The sequence below is a fragment of the Leptolyngbya sp. ST-U4 genome (assembly GCF_039962215.1).
Lineage (GTDB): Bacteria > Cyanobacteriota > Cyanobacteriia > Elainellales > Elainellaceae > Leptolyngbya_A.
In genome coordinates, this window is the sequence record NZ_JAMPKZ010000010.1 from 26,119 (window position 1) to 51,629 (window position 25,511).

Here is a 25,511-nt window from a genome sequence, read left to right on the forward strand (position 1 = left end):
CATCCTAGAGAAATCAGAAAATTGTCAGTTCGTCCAGATGCGATCGCCCCTCATCCTCTTGCTTAGACGGGTGTAGCAGGAACAAAAGACCCTAACTTACACCCATCTGGCTCAAAGAAATTAACCCTAAACGGGAACTGGTTCAAACAGTGCCCAGTTTGCATCTTTCTCCGAAATGACCGTTACAGGCATGGGCCACTGAATCCCAAAGGTAGGATCGTTGTACCGAAGTCCCCGCTCATAGCCGGGAGTGTAGAACTCGCCCACTTGATAAGTCACTTCAGCCCCATCGGTGAGTGCCTGATAGCCGTGAGCAAACATCTCTGGAACATATAGCGCACGATGGTTTTCTTCCGTGAGTTCCACGCCGATGTGCTGCATATAGGTCGGCGAATCGGGGCGCATATCAATAATCACGTCATAGATTGCGCCCTTCGTGCAGCGAACCAGCTTCGTTTCACAGGCAGGAGCAACCTGATAATGCATACCGCGCAGGGTTCCCGCCTTGTAGTTGTAAGACAGGTTGCACTGAGCAACGGTCGGCTTTAGCCCGTGAGCTTCAAACTCTTGTGCACAGAAAGTCCGGGCAAAAGCACCGCGATTGTCTTCGCGCAGTTCCAGGTCAATGATGAATGCGCCTTTTAGCTTTGTTTCGGTAAAAATCATTACTTGCTCCAGAAGAAATCTTTGTCAATTTGCTGAGTGCGAATCAGGTATTCCAACTGCTTCAGACGAGTAAACCCTCTCGACTCGAAGATTTCTTGAGTCATGTCGATTTGGCTGAACACGTCAAAAAGCTGCTGTGCGCCGCGCTGGGCATTCCACTCACACTTAAAGCCAGGAAGCTGGGTGTTGATTTTCTCGAAGGATACCCGATAGCTGCGGTTGTCTGAACCGTTGTTGCCAAAGCTGACGGCGCAGCCCTTAAAGACATCTGCAACAATTTCGGCAATCTCTCTTACCTGGTAGTTATTGGCGGTATCGCCCACGTTGAAGATTTGATTGTGAACAATGTCGCGGGGGGCTTCCAGCGTGCAGATCAGAGCCTTAGCAATATCTAGCGCGTGAACCAGAGGACGCCAGGGTGTGCCGTCGCTGGTCATTTTAATTTCTTTGGTCGTCCAGGCAAGACCCGACAGGTTGTTCAACACAATATCGAAGCGCATCCGGGGGGAAGCCCCAAAGGCGGTCGCATTTCGCATGAAGGTGGGTGAGAAGTCGTCGTCTGCCATATTGGTGACATCGCGCTCGACCATCGCTTTACACTCAGCATAGGCGGTCTGAGGATTCACAGGCGTTTCTTCCGTTACGTCTCCTGCGCTAGCAACGCCATACACGCTGCAAGAAGACATATACACAAACCGCCGCACTCCGGCTTGCTTGGCTAACTCTGCCAGACGTACTGACCCTTTGTGGTTAATCTCGTAGGTAATGTGGGGTGCGAGTTGTCCGGTGGGGTCGTTTGATAGTTCAGCCATGTGAACGATCGCATCAACACCTTGCAGGTCTTCGACCGTGATGTGGCGAATGTCCTTGTTCAGCGTTTTTGCCGTGAGGGAAGTGCCGTTGTAAAGCCAGCCGACCTTGTAGTAACCCGTGTCAACTGCAATCACTTCGTGTCCCCGCTCCATCAACAAGGGAGCAAAGAGAGAACCGAGGTAGCCTTCTGTGCCAGTAACGAAAACTTTCATGATGTTAGTGCTTGTAGTGCAAAAGAGTACAAAATGAGGCGAACAACCTGAAGGATGAACTACAGGGCAACCGTTGTCCGCTCGGGGGCAGGAATTTGCGCGGCGACCGCTTTACCAATCTCGAGCGAGGAGGTTGCTGCCGGAGAAGGCGCATTGCAAACATGGATCGATCGATCGCCCGGAATAATCAGAAAATCATCGACCAGTTTGCCGTCATCCATTAATGCCTGTGCCCGGACGCCTGCATGGGTGGGGATGACATCGTCCATCTGCACATCGGGGATGAGACGCTGCAAACTGTGAACAAATGCCGCTTTGCTGAACGATCGCACGATTTCTTTAAAGCCTTCGTCATAGTGCTTAGCTGCCAGCTTCCAGAAACCGGGGAAGACCATGACTTCCGCAAAATCGCGCAGGTCAAAATCGGTCTTTTTGTAACCTTCGCGCTTCAGGCTTAAAACGGCGTTGGGTCCAGCGTGGACGGTTCCGTCAATCATGCGCGTGAAGTGAACCCCTAAGAACGGAAAATCAGGATTGGGAACCGGATAAATCAAGCCCTTGACCAGATATCGCTTTTCGGGGGTCAGTTCGTAATATTCACCGCGAAAGGGAACGATTTTCGCTTGTGGATCAACGCCGCCCAGTTTGGCAACGCGATCGCTCTGCAACCCAGCACAGTTCACCACAAACCGCGCCGAGAAATCGCCCTGATTCGTCTCAACAACCTGTCCCTGTGCTGTACTTTTGATTTTGAGAACACGGGTATTGAGGCGAAGATCGCCGCCCTGCTGCTCAATCAATTCGGCATATTTTTGGGCAACTTTCTTATAGTCAGCAATGCCCGTTGAGTGAACCCGAATGCCTGCTAAGCAATTAACATAGGGTTCGTATTCCTTGACCTGTTCAGCAGCAATGCGAGCCACCGGAATTCCGTTTTGCAAGCCTCGCTGATACAGGTTTTCCAGCAGGGGCAATTCCTTCTCTTCGGTTGCAACAATGACCTTGCCACAAACCTCGTGGGGGATATTATGCTCCTGGCAAAAATTCACCATTGATTCACAGCCATCGCGACAAAATTTCGCTTTAAAGCTGCCTGGTTTGTAATAAACCCCAGAATGAATTACTCCGCTGTTATTACCTGTTTGGTGAAATGCCCACTGGCTTTCTTTTTCGAGGAGCAAGATTTTGCAGTCTGGATATCGTTTTCCCAGTGCCATCCCCACGGATAGCCCAACGATTCCGCCCCCGATAATCGCAAAGTCGTACATAGCTTCTCTCTAAACAAATCAGCAACAGATATAACGAACTGTTCTTTTTTCGTCCCAATCCTGATCCCATTGACTACCAGACTTTCCAGGGAGCTTTGCCGCTCTGCCACAGACCTTCCAGATAGTTTTTATCGCGGAGAGTATCCATGGGTTGCCAAAAGCCCTCATGCCGGAAAGCAGACAGTTCACTATCCTGGGCAATTTTGCTGAGCGGCTCGTGTTCCCACATCACAGAATCGTCAGTGATGTAGTCGATCGTCTCTGGCTCCAGCACAAAATAGCCGCCGTTAATCCAGGCTCCGTCTCCGGTTGGCTTTTCATGAAACTGCTCGATCTTGGTTTGTCCTTGTCCCAAAGAGAGTGCGCCAAATCGTCCGGGGGGCTGCACCGCCGTCAGGGTCGCCAGGGTTTTTTGAGCCTTGTGGAATGCGACGAGTTCGGTAATATTGACATTGCCGACGCCATCTCCGTAGGTGAAGCAAAATGTGTCGTTACCGACGTGTTCCCGAACGCGCTTTAGGCGTCCGCCCGTCATCGTATTTTCTCCGGTGTCAACCAGCGTGACGCGCCAGGGTTCTGCATTTCCAGCATGAATGTTCATCTGGTTGTAACGCATATCGAAGGTGACATCCGACATCCGCAAAAAGTAATTTGCGAAGAACTCTTTGATCACAAAACCTTTGTAACCACAGCAAATAATGAAATCATTGATGCCGTGAGCGGAATACACCTTCATAATGTGCCAGAGAATGGGTTGTCCCCCAATCTCCACCATTGGTTTAGGTTTGATTGCTGTTTCTTCACTCAGACGAGTTCCTAAACCACCAGCTAGAATGACTGCTTTCATGCACCTACCTCTTGCGTTAGAAGGGATTTACTTTTATAGCCAAGTTCGCTGCTTCCAAGAAGACTCAATTTAACTCTAGAAGCATGCCTGAAGTTAAATTTGTTGAATCAACTTTTGAACCAACTTGTTGAACTCAAACTTTAATCTTGCTCACGTTAGGTTTGCTCGCTTTAAGTTCGCTGAGCATCGCTCTTAAACTATCTAAGATATCTGAACGGGTAACGGAGTGTTGAAATGGATGCAGCTTGAATAGCGCGACCTATCGTGAGAACATGCTTGCTTTGAGAAAAACGAACTAGAACAGAGTACCCAGCAATTTTTAGATGAATGGAACCAATGACAATCAAACTAAGACTTAGAAATAAAGCCTGAGATAGAGCCTTTGAATCCGTAGAATTGCTGTAATTTAACCTGATACGAGATTAACAAGAAGCTAGAAACGACGCTGTAAAGACAGAGTAAATTAACCGATCAGCTCTATGAAAACTGGATGAAAGCTTTTGATATCTGTGGAAACCTACGTACATTGAAAAACTGCCCTATGGTTAGAGCAGCATTGATTACAGAGATTAATCAGGTTTTTTTAGCGCTAGAACGAGATGATTAAATAGCCTTCCTGAAACTTTGCCCCGGATACAGGCCTACCGCTTAACTGCTGCGGCAGAAAAATATTGCGACGCTGATCGCCCGCTTCGATCGTGACTTCAGGACCATACTGAGTTAGCTTCACCTGTTTTTTATCAAAGCCGGGCAGAAACAGATAAACTTTGCGCTCTGCGGTATCAATCCGAATCGGACGCGGAGCCTGAGTCGCCTGAGTAAAATCAGGTAAAGCTGACATAATGGGCTGCCAATCTCCCTGCCTGATAGGAATCGATCGCACACTCAGCGGGGCAAAGGTGCTTTCCAGATTTTCCGTTGTCTGTGCCTGGTTAAGCAGCACTCCGCCGATCGTCAGCCCTACCTGCTGAGCACTTCCCCAAAGATACTGCGCGGTTGCCACTGCACCAGGATCGGTGCCCGTGACTAGATAGGCAATCACCCGATTGGGGTTGGCAACGGCAGATCTGCCCTCTTCCAGTAAGTTATTCACCTGAGCAGCGGCAGGCTGGGAAAAAATATCGCCGCTCGACCAGTTGACATTGAGAACTGCGCTGGCAAGCGGCTGCACAAAGGGTGAAATCGTCTTGCCCAGATCAGAATCAGCAAACACCTGACGAAATCGACGAACATACCAGCTCAAGATCTCCGGCATTCCCAACATTCGCAGGGTTGCAGAATCGCCACTGCCGTCGTACACGATGACATCGTAGCTGCCACTGTTTTCATATTCGCGAATCGCATTCAACGCTAGGGCACTGTCCATACCGGGAAGCACACCTAACTCCTGCCCGTAAACCGCTTTGAAGAAAGGTGATCGCAAATACTGAGCTTCGAGCTTTTTCAGTTCTTCCCAGCTTCGTTCGAGCAGCACAGTCGAATACAGCTTGACTGCCTGCAAATTGGCAGCAATGGGTTGCGGATCAGCCGTTAATGCGGTTTCGAGCAGAAGATCGATCGCCGGAGTTGGGTCTTGTGCTGCAAACAAAACACGCTTTCCCTGAGCGGCGAGCTGCTTTGCGGCTGCAACTGCGATCGTGCTACGCCCTGTCCCGCCTTTGCCCAAAAATGTCAGAATCAACGCCATTGCCAGAAATGCCTAACGATAGAGGACTGCTCGTATGAGCAAATCAACCCACAGCAAACTTATTGCCAAAAATTAGCAACCGTAGACTGTGAATCCAGAACAAATGACTTCGGATGATAAGTAAACCTAGATATCATCATTGCAGCCAGTTTACCTGATCCTGAAGCAGGATTTGCTTGGCGGTTGTCGCCTAGTAGCAGTCGCCCTGTAGCAAAGGTTTCCTTGCTGATGTAATGCGCCAATGTAAACCGATTACCCAGAGGGAAGACTGCTTTGCATCGCCTGAAGCCTGCTGTTTTGGATACTGTCTTGCTCGTTGCAGATTGATTCAGGTTATCGTAACAGTGAATCTTTTGGACTGCCCTCGTACTGATGGAGGATTCAGTTTGTCCTGGCTCATCGAGGGCATTCCTTGCATTGGTTAAAGACGTTCTGAGTCAGCGGCTAGTTGGTTGACTCTAGCTCGTCTTCAAAAAACCAGGTCGTGAACCCGTTGTCAAACTTCACAATGACACCAATCCCGCTGCCATCTGTCATCTTGAATCCGTTGATTACACCTGTCTTACCCAAGCAATCGACCACCGCTTTCGGAGAACGATCGCGCAACCGACGCACGCGCACTTTTTGACCGATTTCCATCGCCACTCTCAAGAATACGAACAATACGCTTAAACAAACATGAATTAGTGTATCAGTGTCTTGACTGCGATTATCAAAAGTTAGCCGAAAGCTGCATTTGTGCCTAGACAGGCTATCAAGCTATTCTGATAACCGGATTCGCGAGTTTTGCGACTGTGTGATTTCAGCGGGCTGAAGGTTGAGTGAGGACAGATGGTGATATTGAGCAGAGGTCTGGTTAAACTGCCAGTTGTTTGCGTTAACTCATCCTGTTGATTCACACTCAAGCTGAATTGCTTACAGCAGCGATCAAAATTGGAAGGGGGGTAGGAGAACTATGCTGGCAAAACGGATTTTGCCTTGTCTTGATGTCAAAGCAGGAAGAGTCGTTAAGGGGGTTAACTTTGTTAATTTGCGGGATGCGGGTGACCCCGTGGAGCTGGCGCAGATTTACAACCAGGCAGGGGCAGACGAACTAGTTTTTCTGGATATCACGGCAACCCATGAAGACCGTGACATTATTTACGACGTGGTTTATCGCACTGCAGAGCAGGTATTTATCCCGCTAACAGTCGGCGGCGGCATTCAATCCTTAGAAACTATTAAAAAATTGTTACGAGCCGGGGCAGATAAAGTGAGCCTTAACTCAGCCGCCGTTCGTGACCCTGATTTAATTGATCGAGCCAGCGATCGGTTTGGCAATCAATGCATTGTGATCGCGATCGATGCCCGCAGACGGGAAGATCCGGCAAATCCAGGGTGGGATGTCTATGTCCGAGGCGGGCGGGAAAATACGGGCAAGGATGCCGTGACTTGGGCAAAAGAGGTCGAGCAGCGCGGAGCCGGAGAACTGCTGCTAACCAGCATGGACGCAGATGGAACCCAAGCGGGCTATGACCTGGAGCTAACTCGCACGATCGCCGCTAATGTGCAGATTCCGGTGATTGCTTCGGGTGGCGCGGGCAACTGTCAGCACATTTATGAAGCGTTAACCGAAGGTCAAGCAGAGGCAGCCTTACTGGCTTCACTGCTGCACTATGGGCACCTTACCGTTGCTGAAATTAAGTCTTATCTTACTGAGAAGAGCATTCTAGTGCGTCAGTAGGGAAATGGACTGACCGATTAGAGGAGGTTTGAAGAGTGTTCGAGGTGCTATCTTGCTCCTAAATTAGCCATGAACAGGGACTTTGAGAATCCTAAGGGGACTAGGTTCCCTAATTGCAGGGTTTGGGAGCGGTTTAGACGACAACTACAATCCTGAATTAAGCTTTAAGCTGCTTTTTTCCATACAAAACCCCAAGTCATCCTCACAGCCATCCTGCTGCACCCGATCGTTCATGACCCTGCTGTTGTCCTATTTCATCTCACGTCGCTTTCCCCTTTTAGCTTTCTTCATTTAGATAGATTACGAGGATGAGACTAGTTAGATACTCATTATTAAATGAACTGATTGCTCTTCCTTAAGCATTCACTCAGCCACCCTAGAACCGCAAACGCGCCAAGCCCTGATTTAATAACACTTTTCACGATCGCACTGCAGAGATACCCGCAGCATTTTGGCGCCTCTGTGGAGTCGCTCGGCAAATTCACACACTAAATGAGCAAATAGACTTAGGGACACTTTTTTGAGAAGCTGTTAACATATATAAATATTACAAATTTTAACAGCGTCTTAAGGAAACATGGTTTTTCTCCTCGTCATCGTGATCGGACTGGTCGCCTGGGCACTGCATCTGATGCAGGAAGCCATCCAGCATCGCGAGTTCTCACTGATGCTAGCGGGGTTTTTGGTTTCTTCGGCGGCAGCAGCGCTGATATCGGTTTACTTTCTTATGGGTCACTACGTGGGCTATATGAGTGAAATGGCGTCGCGTAGCTATGTTTACAACTCCACTGAGTGGGCGGCCTTTGATGAATCCTGGGCAGAGATGGTAAATCTGCCTTCCAGCGAACTGATAAGTAACTGATGAGTAACTAATGCTGGTTGAGGGATTGCAGCGATCGCGTTTGTTTCAATTCGGCTAATCAAGATTTTTCGTTAAATACAATTTAATTACTTGCTTTAGTGCTGGCGACGAATTTTTAGAAAATTAAGTTGCTAGCACTGATTCTTGTGTTAAAAATACTTTCGGACAAAAGCGAACCGAATTAAGGATGCTTCTGCAAAATACGCTTTAGAAGAATCAAATAGGACGGCGATCTGTGATATAAACCGCTTTAAGTCGTGTTTGAGAGCAGTTATGCTCCTGGTTTCGCTCGCATTTCTCCCAATTGTCCGTCTCCTAGAAACTTCTTGAACTCCTACTGATTGCTAATGCCTCTTCAGTTGTACCATTTGGTTGCTTTCCTGATTTCTGTCGTTGTTGTCCTGCTGGCTACCCCTGTAGTCAGGCAGATTGGCTTACGGAGCGGCTATGTCGATCGTCCTGGCGATCGAAAAGTGCATCAGCGTCCGATGGTACGGCTGGGCGGCGTTTCAATCTTTCTAGGATCGCTGATTGCGCTGCTAGCGATTTGGGGCATGGGCGGCTTTGGAACATTACCTCCAGATAAGGAATATGGGATTTGGGGCGTGACGATCGGCGGACTTGCCTTTTTCCTGATTGGCTTAGCCGATGATTTATTTAATCTCTCTCCCTTGACTCGGCTGCTGATGCAGATGGCTGTTGCGGGTTGTGCCTGGTGGGCAGGGGTTCAGATTGATTTTCTAACGATTCCGTTTGTGGGGCTGACTTCGCTACCGTTTTGGCTCAGCTTGCCCGTGACGGTGATCTGGCTGGTGGGCATGGCAAATGCAATTAACTGGATCGATGGTCTAGACGGTCTGGCAGCAGGAGTTTCGGGAATTGCGGCGGTTGTAATGCTGGTGGTCTGCCTGTTTATGAATCAGCCTGCCGCAGCTTTGATTGCCGCAGCCTTGGCAGGTGGAACGCTAGGATTTTTGCGCTATAACTTCAATCCGGCGCAAATTTTTATGGGGGATGGCGGAGCCTATTTTATTGGCTTTACTCTGGCTGGCGTGGGCGTGGTGGGACTGGTTAAGAGTGTGACAACGGTGGCAGTGCTGCTGCCCTATTTAATTTTGGCAGTGCCGATTCTGGATATGTCTGCGGTGATTCTCGATCGCCTGCGTCATGGTAAATCCCCTTTCAAAGCAGACAAGCGGCATCTGCATCACCGTTTGCTGAAGGCTGGCCTTTCCCACCGATCAACCGTACTGTTTATCTACAGCCTCACGCTCTGGGTCGGCACGCTGGCACTGGCGTTTTCTGGAATTCCCAGCGGCGTGGTTTACGCTCTGGCAGCCACTGCTCTGCTGAGCTACACAGGATGGCAGGTGAGAAAGCACGCGAGACAGTAACTTCTATGACCACCGCTTCTGTCAGTGCCGAAGTCATTTCCGTTGGAACCGAACTCCTGCTAGGGGAAATTCTTAATACCAATGCCCAGTTTCTTGCCCAGGAACTTGCCCGGCTGGGAATTCCCCACTATTACCAGACAACCGTAGGCGACAACGTGCTGCGGCTACAAAAGGCGGTGGCAATTGCTTGCGAACGATCGCGCCTGCTGATTTTTACGGGCGGGCTAGGACCAACTCCCGATGATCTGACGACAGAGACACTGGCAGATTTTTTTGAAGTTCCTTTGATTGAACGATCGGACGTTCTGGAAGACATTGCCCAAAAGTTTGCTCGACGGGGACGGCAAATGTCGCCCAGCAACCGTAAGCAGGCGTTGATCCCACAGGGTGCTGAGGTGCTGCCTAATCCGGTTGGCACAGCTCCAGGTATTATCTGGCAGCCGCGTCCAGGACTGACGATCCTGACCTTTCCCGGTGTGCCCAGTGAAATGCAGGCAATGTGGCAGCAAACCGCCGTGCCGTTTCTTGAGAGCCAGGGCTGGGGACAGGAAATTATTTATAGCCGTACCCTGCGCTTTTGGGGCATTGGAGAGTCGGTGTTAGCCGAAAAAGTAGCCGCCTTTCTGAAGCTGGAAAACCCGACGGTTGCACCCTATGCGGGCAAAGGCGAAGTCAGGCTGCGGGTTTCGGCAAAGGCAACGAGCGAGGCAGAAGCCCTGAATCTGATTCATCCCGTCGCGCAGCAGCTTCGTGATCTGGCTGGCATAGACTATTACGGGGAAGACGAAGACACGCTAGCGGTGGCAGTCGGGACACTGCTGAAGGCAAAACAGCAAACTTTGGCAGTGGCAGAATCCTGTACAGGCGGTGGATTGGGTCAGCTTCTGACCGCAGTTTCCGGCAGCTCTGCCTACTTCTGGGGCGGTGTGATTTCCTACGATAATCACGTGAAGATCAATCTGCTGGGGGTCAACGCCGACGATCTGACTCAGCAGGGAGCCGTCAGCGATATTGTGGCGCAGCAAATGGCGATCGGCGTTCGAGAGCGGTTGGGAACTACCTGGAGTTTGAGTATTACTGGAGTTGCAGGACCAGATGGGGGTACAGCTACGAAGCCTGTCGGTCTCGTGTATATCGGCTTAGCGGGACCGGGAGCAGGTCAGGTTGAAAGCTTTCGGTATGAGTTTGGCGATCGAGGCCGGGAAATGGTGCGATGGTTGAGTACCTGCAACGCGCTAGATCGGCTGCGGCGGAGGCTGCTGTCCCGGAGCTGAATCAACACGGAATCGGCAATCCCTAAAGTAGACTGGAATCAGTCGTCTATTGAAGTTTGCCTGATTTGTCTACAAAAAAGTATAGGTATAGAGCAAAGTAGCAGGTAATTGTTGCTTCAATCAGGCGGATCGTTACGGCAAAAAGGAACTAAGGCTTGAATCCTGGCAAAGGCGATGATTACTTCCAATTGCAAACTGCTCCGCATCACAGCACGTTTCTTTTGATACTGCTCGCTCGGAGCCGTGAAGGTGCATAAAAAACTGCCTCGGCCGTCTCGTCTGCAAATCAGTTTGCGTGCCAAGCTGCTGATTGGGTTTAGCATTGCCTTCAGCCTGGTCTTTGCTGGCGCATTTTACTGGTTTTACTCGTTTACTACAGAAAAAACCATGTCGCGGCTTCGGGCAGATATGCGATCGACACTGGAGGGCGCAAAAGCAGGCGTTAGCGTCGATGATTTGCTGGGGCTATATCAGCAGGGCGATCGCAACGCGACAGGTTTCTCGGATGATCCACGCTATGAAAAAATTCTGAATTGGTTTCAGGTCGTTCACAGCTTGGAGCCGCGTGTTTGGCTGTACACCTATGTGGTTGGCTATCCTGCTGAAAATCGACGGGTTGGGGTAGCGCAGGCAAAGCCAAACGAACGGGAGATTGTTTATCTGGTCGATTTGTGGGCAGCTTATGATCCGGCAAAAGCGTCAAAGTTTCTAGAGTCCGATCGTGCTGGCGGAGCCGCTTATCAGGTTTTGCGCGAGAAGAATCTGGTTGAGGAAAGCCGAATTTACACCGACAAGTGGGGAAGCTGGCTCTCAGCCGTCACGCCGCTACTGGATCAAGAAGGCAAAATGGTGGCGGTGCTGGGGGTTGATATCGAAGCAAGCTACGTGCTGGAGGTGCAGCAGGCAATTCGCAATCGTGTTTTGGCATCCTTCATCGTCACTTACGGTGTTTTGTTTATCCTGATCTACGCGCTATCTGGAATTTTGACTCAACGCCTGAGTGAACTAACCGACTCCTCGGAGCAAATTGCTGCCGGAAACTACAATCTCAGTCTTCCTTCGAGCAGGGTGGTTTTTTCCGATGAACTGGATGTGCTGGCGCAGGTGTTTGAGGATATGGTTAAAAGCATTCGCCTCCGGGAGCAGCAAATTCGGGAAGGCAAAGAAGTGGAGTACGAAATTCGTCTGGCTTTGCAACAGGAGCGAGAACTGAGTGAGCTAAAGTCTCGCTTTGTCTCGATGGTGTCTCACGAACTGCGAACGCCGCTCACCGTCCTCCGAACTTCGCTTGAACTGCTGGAGCGGTATAGCCATATCGCCAGCGAGGACAAAAAGCAGGAATACTATCAGCGATGTCGATCGGCAATTCACACGATGGCTCAACTGCTGGAAGATGTGCTGACGATCGGCAAAACTGAGGCAGGCAAATTGTCCTTCAACCCCGCCCCGATCAACCTGCACAAGTTTTGTTTGGAACTGGTCGAGGAAATGCGGATGGGCAGTCAGGCTAGCCATTTTCTAGAGTTTTCCTGTCAGGGCAACTGCAAAGAAGTCTGCCTGGATCACGCCCTGCTGCGATCGATTCTCACCAACCTACTGACCAACGCCATCAAATATTCCCCACCCGGAAGCACTGTGATGTTTAGCCTCACCTGCATCGGAGGAACGGGGATTTTTCAGGTGAAGGATAGCGGCATTGGCATTCCTCAAGCCGATCAGTCGCGCCTGTTTGAGCTATTTCATCGCGCCAGCAATGTGAGTACAATTCGAGGCACTGGGCTGGGGCTGGCGATCGTGAAACAGTGCGTTCAGCATCACGGCGGTGACATCGGTTTTTCCAGCCAGGAAGGGATCGGGACGACGTTTACGGTCAAACTGCCGCTTTATAACGCCATCCCAACGGCTGTCGAATAGCCTTTCTCCGAATTGTCCTTTCTACCGAATTGCCCTTCCTAAGTCCAACCGATCGCAGCGGTATTGATGACCGATCGCAGGTCAGGAGCCATTTCAACCGTGTAGTTAAACGGCGAACTGCCGGAAACTATTTGCGTCATGGCTGTACCGTCTGGGCGACGCGGAGCAAACCAGGAGTTTGCACGAATCACCAGATTGCCTGCACTATTTTGGCTAATTGCAGTGATTTCAAGGCTGTTGGTTTTGCCGTCGCTCAGCACCGCAGACAGGTAGGCGGCTTCGGTCATTTCTCCGCTAGCCAGATTGAGACGGGCAATCACAGCCGCTTTTGGTCCTCCTCCCTTGCCATAGCTGCGAAGCCAGGGCTGCACTGCACTACCGCTGACCCGACGAAAATCCTGCTCGGGTGTGCCTTGAGTTCCATCTACGCTAAATACTGCATAAAGGTCAGTGCCGCTCCAGAACAAGCCATAGCCACGCCCGTCTGCTCCGGTCATCTCATAATTGGTTTTCACCCATTGATTTGCAGGATTGCTGCTGTCAAAGCTGGCGACGATGGGATTTTGATTAAGGCTTGTTACCTGTTGAGTACCAATGTAGATCGTCTGGGTGCCAATCTGAATCGAAGTGGCTCCCGTGGCAGCGATCGTAGCTTCGCTATCCGTGGGTAAAAACTTGAGACTACTCGTTTGTATGGAGGAGACTGACGGAGCAATAGGTGGGGAAACAGGCGGAGCAGGCGGAACCGATGGGACAGGTGGGGAAACAGGTGGATCGATCGATGACGAAGGAATGAGCGACGGATTTTGCAGCATGGCGATCGTTAGCCCGTCAGCGCGTACACTTCTCAAAATTGCCAGGTATTTTCCTGTCGCTATGTTTTGGACGATCGCACTCCCCGCCAGTTGCTCTGTGCCTGCAATAACCCGAATTTGCTGCGAAGAAGTCTGCCCAAATTCCAAGCGGTCTTCGCCTAGGGTGAAGTCGGTGATTACACTCGCCTTCGCAAGCTGAACACTGCCCGATTGCAGCCTAAATCGATCACCGTTCGCGCCGCCGGTAAGCTGGTCTGTGCCACCATTTCCGATTAGCACGTCTGCCCCTAAGCCGCCAATCAGTCGATCGTTGCCATTACCACCGATGAGATGGTCATTGCCTGCCTCGCCCGTAAGCTGATTTTTGCCATTGCCGCCCAATAGCCGATCATTACCCACCCCGCCGAATAAGCGATCGTTTCCCTGTTCGCCCGATAGCCAGTCTGAGCCGCCCAATCCCCGAATCTGATCGTCGCCCTCACCCCCCCGGATGCGATCGGCGGTGGTACTGCCCGTTAGTCTGTTGTTCAGGCGATTGCCAGCGATCGATCGTCCTGCCGAGAGCGATGAAAGCAACGGACTAGACTGGGCTTGTTGAGCAAAGAATGAGTGGTTAGCAGATAAGGGCGACTCCGAAGACAGGCTGGTGATGGAATAAGTTAACCGAAGAGGCTGCGAAAATTCTGCTTCGAGCATGATTTGTACCTTTTGCTTGACATCTACAAGTGCGCTGAAGTGCGACTGGCAGAGTCACCCTGTTTTAATGGACAGTAGGTAGATGAAGTAATTGGTTGACCTTTGCACCTACTCTGATTTCACCTGATCTCACTTTTGTTGTAGTTGCAGGCAGATCGAATTCACCTCAGAAAGTTCTCTGAGGGCTATCTAAAGATTTCATGAAGTAAGTTTAAGCAGATGCCAGTTGAGTCCGCAGCGATTCGAGGTTTTCCAGCCCCCTAAATCTCCCAACTCTAGGGGACTTGGAAGCCAGCAGCGATCGGCTTTTTGTCAGAAGTGCCCCCCAACCTTAGGGAACAATGGAGAACTGCTGCAACTCCTCAAGCCCTCTCGTTAAACCGCCGCAGGTTTATGTTCCTTCTCGATCGTTCGTCGTTTGCCCTTCGATCGGGACCAGTAAACAACCGTGGATTCGCCAGGTGCTATCGGGTTGCTGCTGCATAAGATACAGTGCCATAACCAGCTCGCCCTGATCGCTCATCAGCATAACTTTTTGGGCAGGCATGCCTTCGATCGTCGTGATGTCTTCAAAGATCACCGATCGTGGACGATACACTGGGGCATGACCAAGCCGAACCATCTGCATAAAGTCTTCGGGCGTCCCGCACTGTGCCTGAATTGCAGGACTGGCAAAGGCAAACGCCCCTGCCGCATCATCTTGCTGGAAGGCTTGAAGCTGGCGCTCAATAATGGAACGAATCGTATCGCGATCGGTTTGATTCACTCGGTTTAGCTGATGAGACAGAAGTCGATACAGGAAGACAGAAATATGGACAGTTGGAGTTAATGCTACTCAAACCAGTTGAGATTATCCCACGGCTGAACCGGGTCGGGCTTTTTAAGCTGGGTAGGCGGACGATCGCTGCTCCATGCCCACCAGGCAGCCCCACACTGACACTGGTAAAATTCCTGCCACTTGCGGTGATGGTCTTCGGTAAAAACAGGCGCTCGACGATTGATCCAGACTTTTTGAGCGTCTAGAACCAGCGATCGGCAGGAGGGACAGCAAAATTCGGTTGCGTGAATGGCAGAGCGAGTCCAGCCAGGCGGAGTCAGAGCGAAAGCGTCCATGCCATCAAGCCATTGAATAGTGAGATGTCCTTATCCTACTACTTTCTTTAGGCTAGAGATTTGGGGAGATAGGAAGATGAGGAGATAGGGGGATGGAGGGATAGCGTGGGAAGTTAAGCGGGGAAACTGAATTCCAGTAAATTGTGAACAATGGAAACAATTTGCGGCAGAAACAGCCCAGACTGAATTTATTGAAGTTTTAAGGGGTAGGTTAAAAGCGGAGATTTTGGGACTAAATTTAGTTCTGATGCCGAACGCCCTATCCTCAACCCAGCCAGCGCGCTATGAGCTACCTTAATATCCTTTCCTTTATCGGAATTTTCGCCCTTTGTGGAATTGCCTGGATCTGTTCTGAAAATCGCAGCCCTAAGTATTTTCCCTGGCGTGTGGTAATGATGGGTATCCTGTTGCAGCTTGTTTTGGGCGCACTGGTATTTGCGTTGCCAGGAACCCGCGATATTTTGAATGGATTTAGTCAAATTCTTGACAGTTTATTTATTGCGGCAGACTTTGGTGCCAGGTTTATTTTTGGGCGCAACATTGTTCCGCTGCCCAATCAGCCTTCGGATGTGAATCTGGGCTATATCTTCGCCTTTCGTGCCCTGCCTACCGTCGTCTTTTTCTCTGGACTGATGGCACTGCTATATCGCTTGGGCGTGATTCAGGTCATTACCAATCTGTTCGCTAAAATTTTCTATCGGCTAATGCGGCTGAGCGGGGCAGAGGCTCTAAGCGGTGCGGCAAATATTTTTGTGGGCATTGAGGCGGCGATCGTGGTGCGTCCTTTTATCACCAAAATGACCCGCAGCGAACTGTGCGCGATTCTTGCCTGCTGCTTTGGCACGGCAGCATCTTCAACGCTGGCAATTTACGTCAGCTTTTTGCGACCCGTGTTTCCAAATATTCTGGGGCACCTGGTGTCGGCTTCGATCATGGCAATTCCGGCTTGTTTTGTGCTGTCCAAGATTCTGGTTCCCGAAACCGAGATTCCGCTTACTGCCGATGGCGTTCCCGACGAACGGGCAATGGCAACCCTTCAGGCAGACGGCATGAATCAATCGGAAACGGTAGCAGGGGAGCCGATCGAACGAACTAGCCCGATGGATGCGGCGATCGTCGGAGCGTTAGACGGCGTGAAAATGGCAGTGGCGATCGCGGCCGTGCTGATTGTGATTTTGGGACTGGTGTCGCTGATTAACCAGTTCTTTGGCTGGCTGGGCAATTTGCCTGCCCCGATCGGCGGAGTATTTCAAGTGATCACGCTGCAAAATCTTTTGGGCGCACTCTTCCTGCCGCTCACTGTGCTAACGGGCGTTTCGCTGGAGTGGAACGAGCTGTGGCAATCTTCTGTCATTATTGGACGGCGACTGTTTGAAACGGCAATTCCGCCCTATCAGGCACTTGCGGCGGCGGTACAGACAGGAGAGCTCGATAATCGTGCCCTGCTGATTGTCAGCTATGCGCTGTCAGGGTTTGCTCACATTCCCTCGGTCGGGATTTTTGTTGGTGGCACGACTGCGCTTGCTCCTTCTCGCCGCAAAGATATTGCTGATCTGGGCTGGAAAGCTCTGCTGATTGGAACTTTGGCAACGCTCATGATTGCCTGTGTTGCAGGGGTGTTTGACACCGGAAGCACCAGCATTTTAGGAACCCCTACCCCTCCGGCTGAGACTGTCCCCAGTCCGACTGCTTCCCCCAGTCCGGCTCCGGCTGTCCCGGCTCCTTCGCCCCGTCCTTAATCTGGAAAGGTGATTTGAGGCGGCACAATAGTAAGGTAGGCTAGGAGGCTGTCTCCTAATCTTTTAACGCAATCAGACGCAGTGATTTGAAAAAACCGCTATGACCGAATCACCGACCTCTCCTCCCGAAGCTTCATCCTCAAATGCCCCTCTAGAGACTGACAGCGCAGCCAATCGCAGTGCGAAAGCTCGACAACTTCTGGGCATGAAAGGCGCACAGCCCGGAGAAACCTCGATTTGGAAAATCCGGCTCCAGCTCATGAAGCCGATTACCTGGATTCCCCTGATCTGGGGCGTGGTCTGTGGGGCAGCCTCTTCGGGACATTACACCTGGACGCTGGAAAACTTTTTGATTTCAGCCGCCGCAATGCTGCTCTCTGGTCCATTGCTGACTGGATATACGCAGTCCTTGAATGATTTTTACGATCGCGAAATTGATGCTATCAACGAACCCTATCGCCCGATTCCTTCTGGTGCAATCTCGATTCCCCAGGTGGTGACGCAAATTCTGGTGCTGCTGCTGGGCGGGATTGGCATTGCCTATTTGCTCGATCGCTGGGCGGGTCACAGCTTCCCCACAATTACGGCTCTGGCGATCGGCGGGTCGTTTCTGGCATATATCTACTCTGCGCCGCCCCTGAAACTGAAGCAAAATGGCTGGCTGGGCAACTATGCGCTGGGCGCAAGCTATATCGCGTTGCCCTGGTGGACGGGTCATGCTTTGTTTGGCGACCTGAACTGGACGATTGTGCTGCTGACGCTGTTCTACAGCCTGTCTGGTCTGGGCATTGCGATCGTAAATGACTTTAAGAGTGTAGAGGGCGATCGTCAGTTGGGCTTGAAGTCACTGCCCGTGATGTTTGGCATTACAACCGCTGCCTGGATTTGCGTCCTGATGATTGATGTGTTTCAGTCCGGCGTTGCTGCCTATTTAATGTCGATTCAGCAAAACTTTTATGCAGTGCTGCTAATTTTGCTGATCATTCCGCAAATCACTTTTCAGGATATGTATTTCCTGCGAGATCCGCTTAAAAATGACGTGAAATATCAAGCAAGCGCGCAGCCGTTTCTGGTACTGGGAATGCTGGTCACTGCCCTGGCATTGGGTTACGCCGGAGTATAGCAAAAACATCCGCAGGTCAGCTTGCTCGGTTGCGCTTTGTCCTGAAACAGATTAAGTTTGGATGAAGCGAAATGAAGGCGATTTGTCTTGTGGGATGCGCCCTAATTCTCCTGTCAGACAGATTTTCAGGTTTTCTGTCAGACTCCTATCGGTGTTGCTGAGCCTTGATGCAGTCGGGCAGAGGTTGGCTATGCTGATGTCTCGCTGCGAAATAGCAAGTCAAGTGCATATCGATGCGGCGATCTGCAACGTTCAGAGTTTGCATCTTATCGTTTGCGGCTTGCACTGGGTTGTGAGGAACTGAGGAATCAACGTGACAGACTTTTTTACCAAGCTTAAAGCACTGTCGAATCGACAGCCTAAATCAGGGGGGTCTCCGGTGAACCAGCGGCGGCTCGTTTCGTTTGCATCGCTGAAAACCCTAGTGGAGCGGGCGAAGGGTGCGGAACCCTCCGATCGCCTGCCCAATGAGAACAACGAAAACGCTCCTCACTCAGGACGACGATCGCCGCGCCGCCGTCCGCTCTATCAGCAGTGGTGGGCTTGGAGTGTTGTAGGGCTGGGCTTAGGGCTGGCAGGCACAGGGCTAGCTGCACGAGAGACGATCGTAGGCATTCGGCGACATATGCCCAATACTGCCGAGGCATTGAATTATGTCAGAAACGGGACGCTGACCATCGAAGCCGCAGACGGCTCAGTCTTGCAGCAAATCGGACCCGCAACCCGCGACAAAGTTACCCTGAGCGAAATACCAGATCGTCTGAAGCAGGCATTTATCGCTTCTGAAGACCGAGATTTCTACCAGCATGACGGTTTAGATTATCAGGCGATCGCCCGTGCTGCCATTGCAAATGCCACTGCAGGAGAAGTCGTTGAGGGCGGCAGTACGATTACGCAGCAGCTTGCTCGGATTGTATTCCTGGGGCAGGAGCGCAGTATCGGACGAAAGCTCCGCGAGGCAATGCTGGCTCACAAAATGGAAGACGAACTCCAGAAAGACCAGATTTTAGAACGCTATCTGAATCTGGTGTATCTGGGGTCAGGGGCGTATGGTGTGGCAGATGCCGCCTGGATTTACTTCAGCAAGCCTATTGAAAAGCTGACCCTAGGCGAAATGGCAATGATCGCAGGTATGCCCCCAGCTCCCAGCGTCTATTCCCCTCTGGTGAATCCAGACATTGCCCAGCAGCGACGGGATATTGTGCTTCAGCGCATGGTGGATGCCGAGTTTATCACGCTGGCTGAGAAGAATCAGGCAATGGCAGCTCCGATCGCGGTCAAGCCCAGTAGCCCGAAGTATATCAACAGTGCAGCTCCCTATTTCACTTCCTACATTCAACAGCAGTTGCCCAATCTGGTTTCCAAAGAGGAGCTAGAAGCAGGCGGGCTGACGGTGGAAAGCACGCTGAATCTGAAGTGGCAGAAAGAGGCACAGGCAACGGTCAATCGGGCGATCGAAAACTACGGTCCGCCAGAAGGTTTTGAGCAGGCAGCCCTTGTCTCGGTCGACCCGCGCAACGGTCAAATCAAGGCAATGGTGGGCGGCAATGACTTTAGCAAGAGTCAGTTTAACCGCGCTACTCAGGCACAGCGGCAGCCAGGTTCGACCTTTAAGACCTTTGTGTATTCCACGGCGATCGCCGCAGGATTTTCACCCTATAAGTCCTACATGGACGGGAAGTACGTCGTCGATGGCTATGAGCCGCGCAACTACAACAAGCGATATCGCGGCTGGGTCTCGATGCGAGATGCGCTGATTTCTTCCCTCAACATTGTTGCTGTTAAAGTTCTGGTGGATGTTGGGTTTGATCCCGTGGTTGCAATGGCGGCGAAGATGGGCATTCAGTCGAAACTGCTACCTGCCTATTCGCTGGCGTTGGGCAGCTCAGAAGTGAACCTGCTGGAGATCACGAGTGCCTACGGAACGCTGGCAAACAAGGGTAACCACATTGAAGCGCACGGCATTACCCGCGTGTTTAATCGATTTGGCAAGCTGATTTACGAAGCGAAGTTCAAGCCAGAACGAGCGATCGATCAAGACAGCGCATCGATTATGACCTGGATGCTCGAAGGGGTTGTCAACAGCGGCACAGGCGGAGATGCAACTCTGGGAGATCGAGCCGTCGCCGGAAAGACCGGAACCTCAGAAAAACGGCGTGACCTCTGGTTTATCGGCTACATTCCCCAGCTTGTGACCGGAGTGTGGATGGGCAACGACGACAGTAGCCCCACCTATGGAGCTAGCAGCACGGCTGCGCTCACCTGGTATAACTTCATGTCAACGCTGACCGAGGAGATCAAGCCAGAAGATTTCCCGGAAGTCCCACAGCTGGATGGACGAGACGGCACGATAAAAGCGAAACCTGTGAACCCGCGCCGAGTGGTTGCCAGAGAAGCAGCAAGCGGTGAGGGTGATTACAGCGAAGAGTCGAGTGGCGAAAGCTCCTGGAGTAACTCTGGCGGAAGCTCCTGGCAAGGTGAATCCTATAGCGAACCCAGCTATTCTGAACCTGACTACAGTGAGCCTGACTACAGTGAACCTGAGCCTGAACCTGCCGCTCCTGTCGAGTCTGACCCTGTTGAATCGACTGCGCCTGCACCTGCTCCAATTGATACGGTTCCGCCTCCTGAGCCTGAACCTGCTCCGGCTCCGATCGAAGTTCCCCCCCCAGTCGTTGTTCCTACAGAACCTGCTCCGCCTGCGCCTGCGCCTGACGCTAGCCTCTAAAGAAATAGGACGTGGGACAGAGGCTCACTTTTCTATTTCGAGATCAAATCCTGAGCAGGGGTGAGGAATCTAACCTGTCTTGGCTCTATAGTGAGGACTAGTGTTTCAAAAATTGAGGAAGGAAAAATGATTGTGCTACTTCAAGCCGCAGCAGAAGCATTAGAAAAAGAACCTCATTTTCCGTTTGCGTTTACAGCTGTTTATATTGTTGGCTTTATTGCTGCGGTTACGATCGGCTCGATCGCCTGGTATAACTCGAAGCGTCCGCCGGGTTGGGAAGATAAGCAGCGTCCTGATGTGGTTCCTGAAGTGGATGCCAGCGACCCAAAGGTATAATTTTTAACCCAGCTTTTTTAAGCAAATTTGTAAGCAAAGAGGGCAGGAGATTTCTGCCCTTGTTTTCTATCTATCCTTATTTTTTATTAAAAGGACATCTATTAGCCTTTTGCATTCATCAGCCTGCCAATCGAAGGCGTGATCGAAGCGAAGGTCTGCCGATTCCTGCACCGACAAGAGGAATATTATCAAGCGCAAAAAAAGGGCGAACACAGCGTTCACCCACAAGACCACTTTGAAGAATTGAATTGATTGCTAAGAATTTTTTAAGCCAGGTGTGCTTTTAGAACTGACTTGGGAGCGCGGCGAACCCGGCAGCGAATCGTTTCGTATCCAAGCTTAGTGCAGGCTTCGTAGCGGTGGCAGCCAGAGAATCCGTAATACTGGCCTTCGACTTCCAAGACATCGATCGGCTCCTGTAAGCCAATTTCGGCGATCGACTCCATCAGCGCTCTGACTTTTTCCTGATCGTTTTGACGGAAGAGGGGACGACGAATTTCATGGAGGGGAATGTCTTGGATTCGCATGAAGTCAACCTGACAATGCAACTGCTTTCTCTTATATCATACTCATAACGACTACGATTTGGAGCCAGGATTAAAACTTGAATTAAAAAATCGGCTTGGTACAGAGGCACAGCCGATAGGATGCAGGCTAAGGGGAGGAATTTGGGCAGAATTAGGGCAGAAAACGATCGAGCGCAGCTTTTAGCTCCTCGATTTCAGTCTCGATGTTACCTGCCCGTGCTGCACGGGAAATACATTCGGTCAAGTGTTCGTCGAGGATCATGCGAGAAACGCGATCGAGCGCACCTCGAACTGCGGCAATTTGTACCAGCACATCTGGACAGGAGCGGCTTTCCTGAACCATCATTTTGATGCCACGAATGTGTCCCTCGATTCGCGATAGGCGGTTCACAATGCGCCGCAGCGACTCCTCGCTATGAACGTGCGGGTGAGCTTCCCCAGGATGGATATGCTCTGACGGCAATTCCGGCACAAGATCCGGTTCTGAATCGTTCTGAACAGGACGGGGCTGATGAAGTTCGGAGGCTGCCATATGAGAGTTTTACTGTGTAGGAGGAGCAGGAAAGGCGAAAGCAGGTCTAGCCAGAGCGCAATACTTGCAGCCTATTGATTCTTCTTGATTCTAGCCCAGTCCCTACTGGTCGATCGTTTTGGGTCGGGAGGAAAGCGGAGGCGGGGCGGCGGGGGCAGGCTCAACCACAGGTGCAGGAGCGATCGGAAGCGGTTCTGCCACCACAGGCGCAGGAGCAACAGGGGCAGGCTGAGACGGTTGAGTGATTTGACTGGTGACCGGTGGGGCTGGCTTATTGGCAGGGGAAACGTCGCTGGGTCGATTAGATTCAGCAGGGACGGCTTCGGTAGAATTGCTGGGGGTCACGTTTTCTGGAGCAGCGATCGCAGGTGCAAGCTGGGCAGGAGCAGCAGGCAGAGGGGCATAACCCTCAGAAAATGGCTCGAGTGGCGGCGTGTATTGTAGCGCAGGCTCAGCCGGATAAGTTGGCGAATTGTCAGTTGCCTCTGGCATTGTTGCCGAGGGTGTTTCGTAAATGGGCCAGTTACCCTGTGCCGGAAAGGACTGTTCTCTGGTAAAAAAACTTGTGCCCAGGTTAAACGGAGTTTTGCCTTGCGAAGGGGGCTGAACTCGCAGCGCGAATCCCATGCCTGCCCCCGTTGCCCCTGCAATCAATGCGGTCAGCAAAAAGGCGTTGGGCAATCTTGCAGGGATCCACTTCGCGGCGCGAGGCTTGGGCTGAACGAGAATCCGAACTGACGGAGAGCTTTGTTTTTGAGGCGATTGTCCGTTGAACGTCTGCGGTAGCTGTTCTGTTGCGGCGACAGGATGGGGTGCAGGTTCAGCGATCGGGGCTGGGGACGTTACCTCAGCCGGAGTTGTGCCGCTCGTCGACTCATCCGCAGATGAAACCGGAGGAATCGCAGCTTGAACTGGCTCTGGCTTGGATGCGGCGGGGGCTTCTGATAGCGGCTCTAAACTTTGAGGCTCTAAACTTTGAGTTGCCGTTTGGGGCAATGTCGCTTCGGGTGGAGTTGGCTCTGGAAGATAAACAAACCACTCTCCCAGCTTTTGCGGCGGCTGATTCGGCAGAAAGCTCAGCACTACAAACGGCAAATTCTGCCCGTCTACCTGCTCCTGAAAGAGATCGATTGCTCGCAGTCGATGGTTGAAGGGATGCTTCGCAAGATGCCGTGCCCCTGACATAAACTGCTGTACAATCTGCTGCCACACCTGAGGATGGTTGGATTGCTTCGCAGTTGGGTTGAGCGTCTGCAATACGACCGTCTGCTCCAGGTAAACATGGTACGCCTGATAAGTCATGCCCAGATCAGCCTTGTGCAGCACTGCCTGAATCACATACTTGCCGCTTTGCAGGATGGCTCCATCCGTTAGGATCATAAGCTCGTCCGGAGAAGATAAAAGGTCAGCGTCACGGTTTACCGTCTGTTTACCGTCTTAAGTTCCTCAGTCTACTCCCTCACTGCTCCCCTTGCCTAGCGCAGGCGATGAGGTTTCTCAAATGAGTCACTCCGGCTGAGGGGCAATCATGGCTTCTGGACGTACCAGGCGATCGAATTCTTCTCCAGACAGAAAACCCAGCGCGATACAGGCTGCTTGCAGGGTTGTGTTTTCCTGATAGGCTTTTTTGGCAACTTGAGCGGCGCGATCGTACCCAATATGGGGATTTAAGGCAGTGACCAGCATCAGCGAATTTTGCAAAAAGTGCTGAATCTGCGCTCGGTTGGGCTGAATGCCTTCCACTAAATGCAGCCGAAACATCGTACAGGCTCCGGTCAGCAGCCGAATCGAATTCAGCAAATTGAAAATCATTACAGGCTTAAACACATTCAGTTCAAAATTGCCTTGGCTGCCTGCGATCGTGACTGCCGCATCGTTGCCCATCACCTGCACACACACCATCGTCATCGCTTCGCACTGCGTCGGATTCACCTTTCCCGGCATAATTGATGATCCGGGTTCGTTTTCCGGCAGGCGTAGTTCTCCCAAACCGCAGCGTGGACCCGACCCTAGCCAGCGAATGTCGTTGGCAATTTTCATCAGCGATACCGCAAGGGTTTTCAGCGCACTGCTGGTCATCACGATCGCATCATGGGCTGCCAAAGCTGCAAACTTATTGGGTGCAGCGACAAAAGGCAATCCGGTCAGGCGCGAGATTTCTGCCGCCATGCGATCGGCGAATTCAGGGTGCGTGTTCAGTCCTGTTCCCACCGCGGTTCCCCCGATCGCCAGCTCATATAAATCGGGGAGCGTGGTTTGGATTCGCGCCAAATCCTTTTCGAGCTGAGAGACATAGCCAGAAAACTCCTGTCCTAGCGTCAGCGGCACGGCATCCATTAAGTGAGTCCGTCCGATTTTGATAATGGCGTGAAAGTCTGCCGCCTGCTTTGCCAGTGCGTCTTTGAGCTGCGTTACTGCCGGAAGGAGCTGATGAACAATCTCTTCGATCGCTGCAATATGCATCGCTGTCGGAAACGTATCGTTAGAAGACTGCGATCGATTCACATGGTCGTTAGGGTGAATTGGCGTTTTGCTGCCCAGGACGCCTCCCGCCAACTCGATCGCTCGATTCGCGATGACTTCATTCGCGTTCATGTTGGTTTGCGTGCCGCTTCCCGTCTGCCAGATTCGCAGCGGAAAATGATCATCGAGCTTGCCTGCAATCACTTCATCGGCAGCTTGCTCAATCAGTTGCGCCTGTTCAGACGGCAGTTTGCCCAGCGTTTGATTCACCGTTGCCGCTGCCCGCTTTAAAGTGCCAATCGCCCGAATCATTTCCCTGGGCATAACATCATCGCCGATCGCAAAATATTGCAGCGATCGCTGGGTCTGCGCGCCCCAATATCGATCCGCTGGAACTTCGATCGCGCCCATACTGTCTGTTTCGATTCGGGTTGGGGCATTCACCATCACGCATTCCTCTGGTTGCACAACGACTCAGAAACCGATCGAACTAATCGATCAGGTCGAACCAATCGATCAGAACTCGATCAACCGATTCCCGATTTTTGAGTGTAGAGGATTCGTGAGGGAATTGCCCTGTTATTCAGTTCGAGTGAAATGCTGAATGAGGATTACGCTGCTGGATCGAGGCGGTTGTGTCGTTTCGTCGCTTCCTGGAATGCTAAACCGCATTTGATCTTGGTTTGCTCTTTGCTCAACCTGCCCTGACAGCCCAATAAGTACTGATAGTTGCTTGATTCGAATCTCGGTTTCGCAGCTTTGGAATCCCCCTTAGCTCC

The 25,511-nt window shown here is 51.5% G+C and carries 22 protein-coding genes; 9 read left to right on the forward strand and 13 right to left on the reverse strand.

Annotation, left to right across the window (positions count from 1 at the left end; translation table 11 throughout):
• Window positions 1-126 precede the first annotated feature (126 nt).
• From rfbC to NDA02_RS15640, 6 genes are all read right to left on the reverse strand, one after another.
• The gene (gene rfbC, locus NDA02_RS15615) at window positions 127-666 is read right to left on the reverse strand and encodes a dTDP-4-dehydrorhamnose 3,5-epimerase (protein WP_190793570.1); all 540 of its coding nucleotides are present in this window, start codon (window positions 664-666) and stop codon (window positions 127-129) included.
• Window positions 666-1,691: an SDR family oxidoreductase gene (locus tag NDA02_RS15620; protein WP_348255252.1), complete on the reverse strand. Its 1,026-nt coding sequence runs from the start codon at window positions 1,689-1,691 to the stop codon at window positions 666-668. Before NDA02_RS15620 ends, rfbC begins: the two co-directional genes overlap by 1 nt.
• 59 nt (window positions 1,692-1,750) lie before the next feature.
• The gene (gene lhgO / locus NDA02_RS15625; protein WP_348255254.1) at window positions 1,751-2,959 is read right to left on the reverse strand and encodes an L-2-hydroxyglutarate oxidase; all 1,209 of its coding nucleotides are present in this window, start codon (window positions 2,957-2,959) and stop codon (window positions 1,751-1,753) included.
• A gap of 73 nt (window positions 2,960-3,032) precedes the next feature.
• Window positions 3,033-3,806: a glucose-1-phosphate cytidylyltransferase gene (rfbF, locus tag NDA02_RS15630; protein ID WP_190789919.1), complete on the reverse strand. Its 774-nt coding sequence runs from the start codon at window positions 3,804-3,806 to the stop codon at window positions 3,033-3,035.
• A 589-nt stretch (window positions 3,807-4,395) separates the two neighbouring features.
• Window positions 4,396-5,493, reverse strand: coding sequence for an ArsA family ATPase (locus NDA02_RS15635; protein WP_190789920.1), 1,098 nt, complete (start codon window positions 5,491-5,493; stop codon window positions 4,396-4,398).
• A gap of 444 nt (window positions 5,494-5,937) precedes the next feature.
• Window positions 5,938-6,132, reverse strand: coding sequence for a DUF2862 domain-containing protein (locus NDA02_RS15640; RefSeq protein ID WP_190789921.1), 195 nt, complete (start codon window positions 6,130-6,132; stop codon window positions 5,938-5,940).
• A gap of 316 nt (window positions 6,133-6,448) precedes the next feature.
• Between NDA02_RS15640 and hisF the strand changes: the two genes are divergently transcribed.
• The 5 genes from hisF (at window position 6,449) to NDA02_RS15665 (ending at window position 12,660) form a co-directional block, all read left to right on the forward strand.
• A complete protein-coding gene (hisF, locus tag NDA02_RS15645; RefSeq protein WP_190793729.1) occupies window positions 6,449-7,216 on the forward strand; it encodes an imidazole glycerol phosphate synthase subunit HisF in 768 nt (255 codons plus the stop codon).
• A gap of 577 nt (window positions 7,217-7,793) precedes the next feature.
• Complete coding sequence (locus NDA02_RS15650) at window positions 7,794-8,078, forward strand: hypothetical protein (protein WP_348255256.1); 285 nt, start codon at window positions 7,794-7,796, stop codon at window positions 8,076-8,078.
• A 347-nt stretch (window positions 8,079-8,425) separates the two neighbouring features.
• Window positions 8,426-9,472 (forward strand): MraY family glycosyltransferase, encoded by a 1,047-nt coding sequence (locus NDA02_RS15655; protein ID WP_348255257.1) that lies wholly within the window; start codon window positions 8,426-8,428, stop codon window positions 9,470-9,472.
• 5 nt (window positions 9,473-9,477) lie between these two features.
• Window positions 9,478-10,746 carry a competence/damage-inducible protein A gene (locus NDA02_RS15660; RefSeq protein WP_348255258.1) on the forward strand — a complete coding sequence of 423 codons (1,269 nt, stop codon included), beginning with the start codon at window positions 9,478-9,480 and terminating at the stop codon, window positions 10,744-10,746.
• A gap of 249 nt (window positions 10,747-10,995) precedes the next feature.
• A complete protein-coding gene (locus NDA02_RS15665) occupies window positions 10,996-12,660 on the forward strand; it encodes an ATP-binding protein (RefSeq protein ID WP_190790084.1) in 1,665 nt (554 codons plus the stop codon).
• 38 nt (window positions 12,661-12,698) lie between these two features.
• On the opposite strand, the gene NDA02_RS15670 is transcribed toward NDA02_RS15665, so the two are convergent.
• The 3 genes from NDA02_RS15670 to NDA02_RS15680 form a co-directional block, all read right to left on the reverse strand.
• The gene (locus NDA02_RS15670) at window positions 12,699-14,171 is read right to left on the reverse strand and encodes a calcium-binding protein (RefSeq protein ID WP_190790083.1); all 1,473 of its coding nucleotides are present in this window, start codon (window positions 14,169-14,171) and stop codon (window positions 12,699-12,701) included.
• 391 nt (window positions 14,172-14,562) lie between these two features.
• Window positions 14,563-14,937 carry a DUF4864 domain-containing protein gene (locus NDA02_RS15675; RefSeq protein ID WP_190790082.1) on the reverse strand — a complete coding sequence of 125 codons (375 nt, stop codon included), beginning with the start codon at window positions 14,935-14,937 and terminating at the stop codon, window positions 14,563-14,565.
• A gap of 65 nt (window positions 14,938-15,002) precedes the next feature.
• Entirely contained in the window at window positions 15,003-15,284 is a 282-nt protein-coding gene (locus NDA02_RS15680) for a hypothetical protein (RefSeq protein WP_190790081.1), read from the reverse strand.
• Between the two features lie 284 nt (window positions 15,285-15,568).
• On the opposite strand from NDA02_RS15680, the gene NDA02_RS15685 reads away from it, so the two are divergent.
• The 4 genes from NDA02_RS15685 (at window position 15,569) to NDA02_RS15700 (ending at window position 21,210) form a co-directional block, all read left to right on the forward strand.
• Window positions 15,569-17,023, forward strand: coding sequence for a nucleoside transporter C-terminal domain-containing protein (locus NDA02_RS15685; protein WP_348255260.1), 1,455 nt, complete (start codon window positions 15,569-15,571; stop codon window positions 17,021-17,023).
• Between the two features lie 100 nt (window positions 17,024-17,123).
• The gene (chlG, locus tag NDA02_RS15690) at window positions 17,124-18,146 is read left to right on the forward strand and encodes a chlorophyll synthase ChlG (RefSeq protein ID WP_190792781.1); all 1,023 of its coding nucleotides are present in this window, start codon (window positions 17,124-17,126) and stop codon (window positions 18,144-18,146) included.
• A gap of 313 nt (window positions 18,147-18,459) precedes the next feature.
• Window positions 18,460-20,874 (forward strand): PBP1A family penicillin-binding protein, encoded by a 2,415-nt coding sequence (locus NDA02_RS15695; protein ID WP_347277892.1) that lies wholly within the window; start codon window positions 18,460-18,462, stop codon window positions 20,872-20,874.
• A gap of 126 nt (window positions 20,875-21,000) precedes the next feature.
• Entirely contained in the window at window positions 21,001-21,210 is a 210-nt protein-coding gene (locus NDA02_RS15700) for a hypothetical protein (protein ID WP_190792782.1), read from the forward strand.
• Between the two features lie 266 nt (window positions 21,211-21,476).
• On the opposite strand, the gene NDA02_RS15705 is transcribed toward NDA02_RS15700, so the two are convergent.
• The 4 genes from NDA02_RS15705 to fumC all read right to left on the reverse strand — a co-directional run bounded on the left by NDA02_RS15705 (window position 21,477) and on the right by fumC (window position 25,179).
• Window positions 21,477-21,737, reverse strand: coding sequence for a sulfiredoxin (locus NDA02_RS15705; RefSeq protein ID WP_190792319.1), 261 nt, complete (start codon window positions 21,735-21,737; stop codon window positions 21,477-21,479).
• A 151-nt stretch (window positions 21,738-21,888) separates the two neighbouring features.
• Window positions 21,889-22,269 carry a metal-sensitive transcriptional regulator gene (locus tag NDA02_RS15710; RefSeq protein WP_190792320.1) on the reverse strand — a complete coding sequence of 127 codons (381 nt, stop codon included), beginning with the start codon at window positions 22,267-22,269 and terminating at the stop codon, window positions 21,889-21,891.
• 102 nt (window positions 22,270-22,371) lie between these two features.
• Entirely contained in the window at window positions 22,372-23,649 is a 1,278-nt protein-coding gene (locus NDA02_RS15715; RefSeq protein WP_348255262.1) for a hypothetical protein, read from the reverse strand.
• A gap of 126 nt (window positions 23,650-23,775) precedes the next feature.
• Window positions 23,776-25,179, reverse strand: coding sequence for a class II fumarate hydratase (fumC, locus tag NDA02_RS15720; RefSeq protein ID WP_348255263.1), 1,404 nt, complete (start codon window positions 25,177-25,179; stop codon window positions 23,776-23,778).
• Window positions 25,180-25,511 lie beyond the last annotated feature (332 nt).